9 protein-coding genes are annotated in these 10377 nt (G+C 67.4%); all 9 read left to right on the top strand.

Annotated features, from left to right (window positions below; translation table 11 throughout):
• Positions 1-873 (top strand): molybdopterin-dependent oxidoreductase (locus tag HMPREF1138_RS02500; protein WP_009056151.1); only part of this gene is annotated, 873 nt, incomplete at its 5' end.
• Positions 870-2198: an NADH-quinone oxidoreductase subunit NuoH gene (nuoH, locus tag HMPREF1138_RS02495; RefSeq protein WP_009056154.1), complete on the top strand. Its 1329-nt coding sequence runs from the start codon at positions 870-872 to the stop codon at positions 2196-2198. The genes HMPREF1138_RS02500 and nuoH, both read left to right, overlap by 4 nt.
• Positions 2191-2841: an NADH-quinone oxidoreductase subunit NuoI gene (gene nuoI / locus HMPREF1138_RS02490; RefSeq protein WP_009056155.1), complete on the top strand. Its 651-nt coding sequence runs from the start codon at positions 2191-2193 to the stop codon at positions 2839-2841. The genes nuoH and nuoI overlap by 8 nt, the downstream gene beginning before the upstream one ends.
• The gene (locus HMPREF1138_RS02485) at positions 2841-3818 is read left to right on the top strand and encodes an NADH-quinone oxidoreductase subunit J (protein WP_009056157.1); all 978 of its coding nucleotides are present in this window, start codon (positions 2841-2843) and stop codon (positions 3816-3818) included. Before nuoI ends, HMPREF1138_RS02485 begins: the two co-directional genes overlap by 1 nt.
• Positions 3815-4114, top strand: coding sequence for an NADH-quinone oxidoreductase subunit NuoK (gene nuoK / locus HMPREF1138_RS02480; RefSeq protein ID WP_009056164.1), 300 nt, complete (start codon positions 3815-3817; stop codon positions 4112-4114). The genes HMPREF1138_RS02485 and nuoK overlap by 4 nt, the downstream gene beginning before the upstream one ends.
• Positions 4115-4129: 15 nt before the next feature.
• Positions 4130-6106 carry an NADH-quinone oxidoreductase subunit L gene (gene nuoL / locus HMPREF1138_RS02475; protein ID WP_009056152.1) on the top strand — a complete coding sequence of 659 codons (1977 nt, stop codon included), beginning with the start codon at positions 4130-4132 and terminating at the stop codon, positions 6104-6106.
• A gap of 25 nt (positions 6107-6131) precedes the next feature.
• Positions 6132-7673, top strand: a complete 1542-nt coding sequence (locus HMPREF1138_RS02470; protein WP_009056159.1) for a complex I subunit 4 family protein — start codon at positions 6132-6134, stop codon at positions 7671-7673.
• An 11-nt stretch (positions 7674-7684) separates the two neighbouring features.
• Complete coding sequence (nuoN, locus tag HMPREF1138_RS02465) at positions 7685-9238, top strand: NADH-quinone oxidoreductase subunit NuoN (RefSeq protein ID WP_009056162.1); 1554 nt, start codon at positions 7685-7687, stop codon at positions 9236-9238.
• Entirely contained in the window at positions 9235-10248 is a 1014-nt protein-coding gene (locus tag HMPREF1138_RS02460) for a polyprenyl synthetase family protein (protein WP_009056153.1), read from the top strand. The genes nuoN and HMPREF1138_RS02460 overlap by 4 nt, the downstream gene beginning before the upstream one ends.
• Positions 10249-10377: the final 129 nt, after the last annotated feature.

The raw sequence follows: 10377 nt of genomic DNA, 5'->3' as shown, positions 1-10377 counted from the left end.
CGCGCCGCCGTCGAGGCCGGACTCCTCCCGGGTCTGCTTCCCTTCGGCCGCGGCATCGACGAGGCCGGGGTGCAGTCCCTGGGGTGGGGTGAGCTTCCCGAGCGCGGCCTCGACGCCGAGCAGATGATCGAGGCAGCCATCTCCCGAGAGCTCTCCGCCCTGGTCGTCGGCGGCGTCGACGTGCGCGACTTCGATAATCCGGCCCGCGTGCGCGCAGCGCTCGACGCGGTTCCCTTCCTGGTCTCCCTCGAGGTTCGTGCCTCCGAGGTGACCAAGAGGGCCGACGTTGTCCTGCCGGTGGCTCCCGCGGTCGAGAAGAACGGCACCTACATCAACTGGGAAGGCCGCCTGCGTCCCTTCGGCCAGGCCCGCTCGGCCACGTCCCTGACGGACCGTGACGTGTTCGTGCGCCTGACCGAAGAGTTCGATCTCGACCTGGACATCACCGCCCTGGCCGACCTGTACGAGGAAGTCAACCCCCTCATGGAGTGGGACGGCGCCCCGCAGGCCTTCGAGCCGGTGCCCGCGCAGGCCCCCGCGGCCGCCGGAAAGGGCCAGGTTCTCCTCGCCTCCCACAAGCCGATGATCGACGCCGGTCGCCTCCAGGACGGTGCCCCGTGGCTGGCCGGATCGGCCCGCCGCCCCGTCCTCCTGGCCTCGGCTGCGACGCTGGCCGCCGCGGGCATCGCCCCCGGCGCCGACGCGACGCTTGAGACCGAAATCGGCGCGATCACCCTCCCGGCCGCCATCGCGGACCTGCCCGACTCCGTCGCGTGGGTGCCCGAATGCTCGACCGGCTCCGTAATTCACGACAATCTCGGCGGTGTCGGCACCGTCGCGACCCTGCGCGCCACGCAGGAGGTGGCACGATGACACTCGCACCCTTCGCAGTCCCGGAGTACACCGCCGCGGACTTTAGCCAGGACACCTGGTGGATCAGCCTCATCAAGGCCGTGTTCATCATCGTCTTCCTGATCGCCAACGTGCTCCTGGCCCTGTGGGTCGAGCGCCGAGGCCTGGGTCGCATGCAGACGCGTCCCGGCCCGAACGTCGCTGGCCCCCTCGGCCTGTTCCAGGCGTTCGCGGACGCCGGCAAGCTCCTCTTCAAGGAGGACATGTGGACCCGCCGGGCCGAGAGGTTCCTGTACTTCCTGGCCCCCGCGATCGCGGCCTTCGCGGCCTTCAGCGTCTACGCGGTCATCCCCATGGGTCCGAACGTGAAGATTGGCGACATCTCCACGCCGCTGCAGCTGGCCGACATGCCCGTCGCCTCCCTGTACATCCTGGCGATCGCCTCGCTGGGCCTGTACGGCATCGTCCTGGGTGGCTGGTCGACCCGCTCGACCCTGCCCCTGTACGGAGCCGTGCGTTCCTCCGCGCAGGTCATCTCCTACGAACTGGCCATGGGCCTGTCCCTCGTGAGCGTATTCCTCATGTCGGGCTCCATGTCCACCTCGCAGATCGTCGCGGCTCAGGGACAGTTCTGGTGGGCATTCACCCTGTTCCCCGCGTTCGTCATCTACTGCATCAGCGCCGTCGGTGAAGTCAACCGTCTGCCCTTCGACCTCCCCGAAGCCGAAGGCGAGATCGTCGCCGGCCACATGACCGAGTACTCGTCGATGAAGTTCGGCTGGTACTACCTGTCCGAGTACGTCAACATGCTCAACGTCTCGGCCGTGGCCACCACGATGTTCTTCGGCGGATGGCACGCCCCGTGGCCGCTGTCCCACGTCGAGTTCCTCAACTCCGGCTGGTGGGGCATGCTCTGGTTCTTCCTGAAGATTTGGTTCTTCATGTTCCTGATGATCTGGACGCGCGCCACGCTGCTGCGCTTCCGCTACGACCAGTTCATGAACCTCGGCTGGAAGCGCCTCATGCCCATCGCGCTGGGCTGGCTCGTGCTCGTCGCCCTCGTGCGCGGCATCACCCAGTTCGTCCAGCTCTCTACGCCCGTGCTCTTCGGCGGCGTCGGCGGCCTCTTCCTGATCGCCCTGGCGATCATCTGGCTCACTGACAAGCCCGAGCCTGAGCCGATCCCGGCGTCCGAGCACGAATACACCGGCTTCGAAGACGGCTTCCCCGTCCCGCCGCTGCCCGGACAGACCCCCGTTGCCTCGCCGCGAGGCCTCGCCACCATCGAGGGCGAGCTTGCCCCGGCCGCGGCAATCGACAGCCCGAAGGAGTCCACCGATGAGTGAGAAGACCACCGACGAGGAGATGCTCTTCGAGCATGACCCCAAGGGTGCCCTCGCCCAGTTCGTCGCGCCCATGGCCGGCTACGGAGTCACCATGGCTTCCTTCTTCCGGCCCACCGTCACCGAGCAGTACCCGCGCGAACCCGCGCGCGTCATGCCCCGCTTCCACGGACGTCACCAGCTCAACCGCTACGCCGACGGCCTGGAAAAGTGCGTCGGCTGCGAGCTGTGCGCCTGGGCGTGCCCCGCCGACGCGATCTTCGTCGAGGCCGCGTCCAACACGCCCGAGGAGCAGTACTCGGCGGGCGAGCGCTACGGCCGCGTCTACCAGATCAACTACCTGCGCTGCATCTTCTGCGGCATGTGCATCGAGGCGTGCCCCACGCGCGCCCTGACGATGACGAACGACTTCGAAATCGCCAAGTACACCCGCGAGGACGACATCTACGAGAAGGAAGACCTGCTGGTTCCCCTCTCCGACGGGATGCTCGCAGCGCCCCACCCCATGGTCGAGGGTAAGAACGACATCGACTACTACCGCGGGGAAGTCACCGGCCCCACCGCCGCCCAGGTCGACTGGGTCGCGAGCCGCCGCCCCGACGACCCCTCCCTCAAGACGGTACGAGTCGCCGAGGAGGCACACTGATGAACCTGTCCAATGGTTGGCCCATGATGGGGTCAACGGGGGAGATCATCCTCTTCGCATGCGCGGCCATCGTCATGGTCGCCTGCGCTCTGGGTGTCCTCTTCTGTAAGAAGGCCGCGCACTCGGTCATCTGCATGGTCGGCGTCATGCTCGGCCTGGCGATCCTGTACATCGCCAATAGCGCCCCCTTCCTGGGTGTCGCCCAGATCGTCGTGTACACCGGTGCGATCATGATGCTCTTCCTCTTCGTCATCATGCTCATCGGCATTGGCACCTCCGACGACTACGCCCGCCAGTCCCGCGGCGCGATCGTCGCCGCGGTGCTCGGTGGCCTCGGCCTGATCGTGATCGTGACGACCGCGATCCTGAAGTCCGTGCCCGCCACTTACGCGGCGAACGAGGTCAACCCCTACTCCAACCAGCCGATCACCGACCTGGCGATCACCCTGTTCCAGGAGCACTGGCTGAGCATGGAACTCGCCGGCGGCCTGCTCATCACCGCCGCCGTCGGCGCGATGCTGCTCACCCACTCGGATCGCCTCGGCCCGAAGGTCACCCAGCTGCAGACCGCTCGCAACAAGATGCGCGCGTTCGGGGAGAAGGGCGCTCGCATCGGCCAGCTGCCCGCCCCCGGCGTCTACGCCCAGTCGAACGCGGCCGACGTGCCCGCCATCTCGGGTGAGACCCTCGGCCCCGTCGAGGAGTCGGTGCCCCGCGTGCTGCGCGTGCGCGGCCTGACCCGCACGATCGGCGAGGTCACCCCCGAGGTCTCCGAGCAGCTCGCCCTCGCCCGCAACGAGGCCGACGGCTCCGAGGCGCTCGAGGAATCGCCCTACACCATCGGGCGCACGCCCGACGTCCCGCGCTCCGGCTCCTTCGGGATGCCCGGCGCCGCCGCGCCCACCGGACTGGCCCAGCCTCGGGCTCGCAAGGCGCGCACCACCACCCCCACTGAGAAGAAGGAGGAGAGCAAGTGAGCCTCGCCTGGTACCTCATCCTCGCGGGTGTGCTGTTCGCCATCGGAGCGACCACGGTCCTCGTGCGCCGCAGCGCGGTCATCGCGCTCATGGGCGTCGAAATGATGCTCAACGCCGCGAACCTCGTCCTCGTGACGTTCTCGCGCATCAATTCCAACATCGACGGCCAGATCATGGCGTTCTTCGTCATGGTCGTCGCGGCGGCTGAAGTCGTCGTCGGCCTGTCGATCATCGTGTCCATCTATCGTTCGCGCTCGACCACGAGCATGGACGACCTCAACCTGCTGAAGAACTGAGGGAGGACGTAACTCATGACTACCTTCATGTTCCCGCAGGCTCTCACCGTCTACGATACGGTCCCCGCCACCGGAGCCGCCGCCTACGCGTGGGCGCTCATCCTCATCCCACTGGCCAGCGCAGGCCTGCTCCTGCTGCTGGGCCGCGCCTCGGACAAATGGGGCCACCTGCTGGCGACCCTCGCATCCTGGTCCACCTTCGTGGTCGGCGCGCTGATCGCCGCCCAGATGTGGAACGCTCCCGTGGACGCGCGCCGCTTCGGCCAGACGCTGTTCACCTGGATCCCCGCCGGTGACTTCACCGTCGACTTCGGTCTCCTCGTGGACCCGCTGTCGATCACGTTCGTCATCCTGGTGACCTTCGTCGGTTCGCTCATCCACGTGTACGCGATCGCCTACATGGAGCACGACGCGGCCCGCCGACGCTTCTTCGCCTACCTGAACTTCTTCATCGCCGCGATGCTGACCCTGGTCCTGGCCGACTCCTACGCCGGCCTGTTCGCCGGTTGGGAAGGCGTGGGCCTGGCGTCCTACCTGCTGATCGGCTTCTGGAACCACGTGCCCGCCTACGCGGTGGCCGCCAAGAAGGCCTTCATCATGAACCGTGTCGGCGACATGGGCATGCTGATCGCCATGATGGCGATGGTCGCCGCCTTCCACTCGGTGTCCTTCTCCGTCGTCTCTTCCCAGGTCGATTCGATCCCCGCGGCCTCCGCGACGGTCATCGGCTTCTTCCTGCTGGTTGCCGCCTGCGGTAAGTCCGCGCAGTTCCCGTTGCAGGCGTGGCTGGGCGACGCCATGGCTGGCCCGACCCCCGTCTCCGCGCTCATCCACGCGGCCACGATGGTTACCGCCGGTGTCTACCTGATTGTCCGTTCCGGCGACGTCTTCATGGCTGCGCCCATCGCGGCGACCGCCGTCGCCATCATCGGCGCGATCACGCTCCTCTTCGGCGCGATCGTCGGTTGCGCCAAGGACGACATGAAGAAGGTCCTCGCCGCCTCCACCATGAGCCAGATCGGCTACATGATGCTGGGTGCCGGCCTGGGCCCCATCGGTTGGGCGTTCTCGATCTTCCACCTCTTCACCCACGGCTTCTTCAAGGCCCTCATGTTCCTCGGCGCAGGTTCCGTCATGCACGGCATGGGCGACCAGGTGAACATGCGTCGCTTCGGCGCCCTGCGCGGCGCCATGAAGGTCACGTGGCTGACGTTCATGATGGGCTGGCTTGCCATCCTCGGCGTTCCCCCGTTCTCCGGCTACTGGTCGAAGGACAAGATCATCGAGGCCGCCTTCAGTGCCGACAGCTTCGGCGGCAACATTGCTCTGTGGGCCGGCTGGGTTTACGGCCCCGTCGCGATGATCGGCGCGGGCGTGACCGCGTTCTACATGTCGCGCCTGTTCTTCATGACGTTCCACGGCAAGGCCCGCTGGACCACCGAAGCGGAAGGCGCCCCGGTGCACCCGCACGAGTCCGGCCCCCTCATGACGATCCCGATGATCATCCTCGCCGTCGGCGCGGTCGCCCTCGGCGGCGCCCTGTCCGTCGGTGACACCTTCACCGACTGGCTGGTCCCCTCGATCGGCCACGTCATGCACGGTGATCCCGTCCTCAACGAGTACGTCATTCAGGGAGCCACCCTCGCCCTCGTCATCCTCGGCGCGGTTATCGCGTGGATGAAGTACGGGCGCGACGAGGTTCCCACCTCCGTCCCCGCAGGCAACGCCCTGACCGAGGCCGCACGCCGCGACCTCTACCAGGACACCGTCAACGAGACCCTGTTCATGATGCCCGCCAAGGGCCTCGTCACCGTCGCAACCGTCGGCGATGCGAGCGCCATCGACGGTGCGCTGAACGGCCTCGGCGCCGGCTCGCAGCTGCTCGGACGCATCGTCGGCGTCACCCAGAACGGCCTCGTGCGCACCTACGCCGCCTACATCCTGGGAGGCGTCATCCTCGCCCTGGCCATCGTCCTCGGATTCAGGCTGTAAGGGGAACACGACAATGGAAAGTGCAATGGTTGCTGCTAACTTCCCGTGGCTGACCGTCCTCGTGGCCCTCCCGGCCGCGGGTGCGGCCCTCCTCGGCTTCGTCCCGCCCCTGAGGCGCTCCGCTGGGCGCCTCGTCGCCCTGGCCATCGCCCTCGTCGAGCTCGCCCTCGGCGTGTACGCTGCCGCCACCGCGTTCAACTGGTCCGCCCCGGCCTCGTACCAGCTCTACGAGTCCCGCACGTGGATCCCGCAGATGGGCGTCACCTGGTCCCTCGGCGTGACCTCCCTCGGCCTCGTCATGATCCTCCTGGCCCTCGCGCTCGTGCCGATCGTGCTCGTCGCCGGCTGGGACGAGAACGAGGACCGGGGCGCCTACCCGGCGCTGGTGCTCGCCCTCCAGGCGTTCATGGTCCTCATCTTCGGGGCCTACGACCTGGTGGTCTTCTACGTCGCCTTCGAGGCCATGCTGGTCCCGCTGTACCTCATGATCGGACGCTACGGCGTCGGCGACGAGGCGGCCCGGCACAAGGCCGCGATGAAGTTCCTGCTGTACTCGCTCTTCGGCGGCCTGGTCATGCTCGGTGGCATCATCTACCTGTGGGCGAAGGCATCGGCCACGCCCATGGACGTGACGACCTTCTTCCGCATGGACCAGCTCACCCAGGTCCTGCCGAACCTGCCCGTCTCCATGCAGATGGTCATCTTCGCGACCTTCATGGTTGCCTTCGCGATCAAGGCCCCGATGGTCCCCGTCCACACCTGGCTGCCCGACACGGCCGCCGTCGCCCGCCCCGGAACCTCGGTTCTGCTGGTCGGCGTCCTGGACAAGATCGGCACCTTCGGCATGATCACGATGTGCCTGCAGCTCACCCCCGGCGCCTCCGCGGCGGCCAAGTGGGTTATGTGCGTCCTGGCCGTCATCTCGATCCTGTGGGGCGGCCTGTCCGCCAACGGGCAGAACGACATCATGCGCCTCGTGTCCTACACCTCCGTGTCGCACTTCGGCTTCATGGTGCTCGGCATCTTCATCGGCTCGCAGATCGCGCTCGTCGGCGCCATGTTCTACATGGTCGCCCACGGTGTGTCGATCGCCGCGATGTTCCTGCTCTCCGGCTGGCTCTCGCGCCGTGGAGGCACGCAGGACATGCGCGAATACGTCGGCATGCAGAAGGTCACCCCGGTCCTCGCCGGCCTGTGGCTGATGAGCGGCCTCGCGTCGATCGCGCTGCCCGGCCTGTCCGGCTTCGTCCCCGAGTACCTGGTGCTCATGGGCACCTGGACGGTGAGCGGCCCGCTGGCCCTCTTCGCCGTCCTCGGCGTGGTCATCGCCGCGATGTACATCCTCATGCCCTACCAGCGCGTCTTCACGGGCGCTCCGGGCAAGGGCAAGGAGGAGCTGGCAGACCTCGGGGCGCGCGAACGCTGCGTCATGACCCCGCTCGTCATCGCGATGCTCGTCCTTGGTATCTGGTCGGCGCCCCTCGTGAGCGCCCTGACCCCGGTTGCTTCAGACCTCGACCTGGCCACCTCGCAGGTCCCGGCCGCCGTTGAAGGGAGCGCACAGTGAACGTCCTACCCATGGCTAACTTCCAGGCCCCCGAGGTTCCCTGGCTGAGCCTCGCGCCCATTCTCATCGTCCTGGGTGGCGCGGTCCTCGGCATCCTCGTCGAGGCCTTCGCCCCCGCCAAGGCACGCCGCCCCATCGTGGTCGGCCTGTCGATCCTGGCGACCGCTGGCGCGTGCGTCATGCTCGCGTTGCGCTGGGCTCCCGTCGTGGCGGCCCCCGCCTCGCTGGGCGAGTACATTGAGGACCCGCTGACGATCGCCGCGCAGTCGATCCTCATGATCATCGGCTTCATGGCCATCCTGGTGATGGCTGACCGCACCAGCGTCGGCGACGGCGCGTTCGCGGGCCAGCCCTCGGACCGACCGGATTCTGCCGCCGAGGAGCTCACCGAGCGCAAGGGCTACCAGCGTTCGGAGATGTTCCCGCTGACCCTGTTCTCGCTGGGCGGCATGATGATCTTCCCGGCCGCGGACAACTTCGTGACACTCTTCGTGTCCCTCGAAGTCATGTCACTGCCCCTGTACATCATGGCCGCGACCGCGCGTCGGCGCCGTCAGCTGTCCTTCGAGGCGGCTCTGAAGTACTTCGTGCTCGGTGCCTTCTCCTCCGGGTTCATGCTGATGGGCTCGGCGTTCCTCTTCGGTTTCGCCAACTCGCTGCGTATCTCGGCCCTGGGACCGGCCATCGCGAACAACGTCAACATGGACTGGATGGTCCTCATCGGCGTGTTCTGCGTGATGGTGGGCCTGCTCTTCAAGGTGGGTGCCGCGCCCTTCCACGCGTGGACCCCCGATGTCTACACGGGCGCCCCAACCCCGGTGACGGGCTTCATGGCGGCAGCTGTGAAGATCGCGGCCTTCGCCGCGATGGCCCGCTTCTATCAGGCCGTCGCTGCCTACCTGCAGTGGGACTTCGTGTACGTCTTCGCGGCCGTCGCGGTCCTGACGATCCTCGTCGGTACCTTCGCGGGCCTCGTGCAAGACGACGTCAAGCGCATGCTGGCGTACTCGTCGATCGCTCACGCGGGCTTCATCCTGATGGGTATCCTCGCGATCCAGAAGGGCGGCACGGGCCATGTGTTGTTCTACACGCTGGGCTATGGCCTGGCCACGGTCGGCGCCTTCGGCGTGATCGCGCTGGTGCGCGGCCGCGACGCGGAGGGCAACGTCCTGGGCGAGGCGACGAGCCTGTCGAAGTGGGCGGGCATCGGCCGCACGCACCCGTGGATCGCCGGCTCGATGCTGGTGTTCCTGCTGTCCTTCGCGGGCATCCCGCTGACTGGCGGTTTCGTTGGAAAGTTCGTGGTTTTCTCGGACGCGATCAAGGGTGGCATCGGCTGGCTTGCGATCGTGGGCCTCGTCGCTTCGGCGATCACGGCGTTCTACTACTTCCGCCTCGTGCGCGTCATGTTCTTCACTGAGCCCAGTGAGGAATCCGTGGTGGTCCACTCGGAGGGCCTGTCCGCTCTGGCCATCCTGGTGTGCGCGCTCGGAACGATCGCCCTGGGCGTGTTCCCCGGCCCCGTGTTGAGTCTGCTTGAAAAGATCGTCATACTGATCCCGTGAGTGCTCAAACACCCGATCTTCATGTTCCCGACCTCGAGTCCCGCATTACCCCGGGGCTCGAGGTCGTCGAGCGCCGTCTTCTTGACGCCGTTTCCTCGTCGCGTGACCTGACGGACGAGCTGACGCGTCATCTGGCCGTCGCGGGCGGTAAGCGGATGCGTCCGCTCCTGACCCTCGTCTGCGCGCAGCTGGGCGACCCCGAGCGCGCGCTCGACGACACGGTCATCACGGCTGCAACGGCGGTCGAGCTGACGCACCTGGCCTCCCTGTACCACGACGACGTCATGGATTCCGCGCCGACCCGTCGCGGGGTCCCCTCGGCCCAGCACCTGTGGGGTAACAATCGAGCGATTCTGGCCGGCGATATTCTCTTCGCGCGCGCCTCGCTGCTGGTGGCGTCGCTGGGCCCGGAGATTGTGGCTCACCACGCGCGCACCTTCGAGCGCCTGTGTGAGGGCCAGCTCAACGAGACCTTCGGCCCGGTTGACGGTGCGGATCGCGTGGACTTCTACCTGCAGGTCCTGGCGGATAAGACCGGCTCGCTGGTGTCGACGGCCGCCTCTTTTGGCGCCTTGCTGTCGGGTGCCGGCCAGCTGATGGCCGACGTGGTCAGCGACTTCGGTGAGAAGGTGGGCGTCGCCTTCCAGATCGCCGACGACGTGCTGGATCTGGCGTCCTCGGGCGAGCAGTCCGGCAAGACCCCGGGCACCGACCTGCGTGAGGGCGTGGACACGCTGCCCGTCCTCCTGCTGCGCCGCCGCGAGGCCGCCGGCACCCTCGACGAGGCTGGGGCGCGCATCCTGCGCGAGCTCACGGGTGACCTGTCCTCCGATGAGGCCCTGGCCTCGGTCGTCGAGCAGCTGCGCGGCCATGACGTGCTGGAGGAGACGCGCGAGCTGGCGCGCACCTGGGCCGGCGACGCGATCGCTGCCCTGGCTCCGCTGCCGAAGGGCGAGGCGAGGACCGCGCTCGAGGCCTTCGCGAACCTCATGGTGGATCGACTGGTCTGACTTACTGTCGAGGCCGGGGTCCTCTGCGCTGTTTGGCGCGGCGGGTCCCGGCCTCGTCGTATGCGCGCCCCGCGCCCGGGCTTGTTGCATGTGTGCCCCGCGCCCGGGCTTTATGCCGCGCGAGCGACG

The organism is Actinomyces sp. ICM58 (assembly GCF_000283035.1).
In the GTDB taxonomy this organism is placed as follows: domain Bacteria; phylum Actinomycetota; class Actinomycetes; order Actinomycetales; family Actinomycetaceae; genus Pauljensenia.
Note: the sequence above shows the minus strand (reverse complement) of the source record. Positions and strands in the feature narration are given on the sequence as shown.

What these genes read in the sequence shown, in the direction of transcription:
- nuoI (WP_009056155.1), top strand. Translation starts at nt 2,191, where the DNA reads ATGAGTGAGAAGACCACCGACGAGGAGATGCTCTTCGAGCATGACCCC.
- HMPREF1138_RS02470 (WP_009056159.1), top strand. Translation starts at nt 6,132, where the DNA reads ATGGTTGCTGCTAACTTCCCGTGGCTGACCGTCCTCGTGGCCCTCCCG.
- nuoN (WP_009056162.1), top strand. Translation starts at nt 7,685, where the DNA reads ATGGCTAACTTCCAGGCCCCCGAGGTTCCCTGGCTGAGCCTCGCGCCC.
- nuoH (WP_009056154.1), top strand. Translation starts at nt 870, where the DNA reads ATGACACTCGCACCCTTCGCAGTCCCGGAGTACACCGCCGCGGACTTT.
- nuoL (WP_009056152.1), top strand. Translation starts at nt 4,130, where the DNA reads ATGACTACCTTCATGTTCCCGCAGGCTCTCACCGTCTACGATACGGTC.
- HMPREF1138_RS02485 (WP_009056157.1), top strand. Translation starts at nt 2,841, where the DNA reads ATGAACCTGTCCAATGGTTGGCCCATGATGGGGTCAACGGGGGAGATC.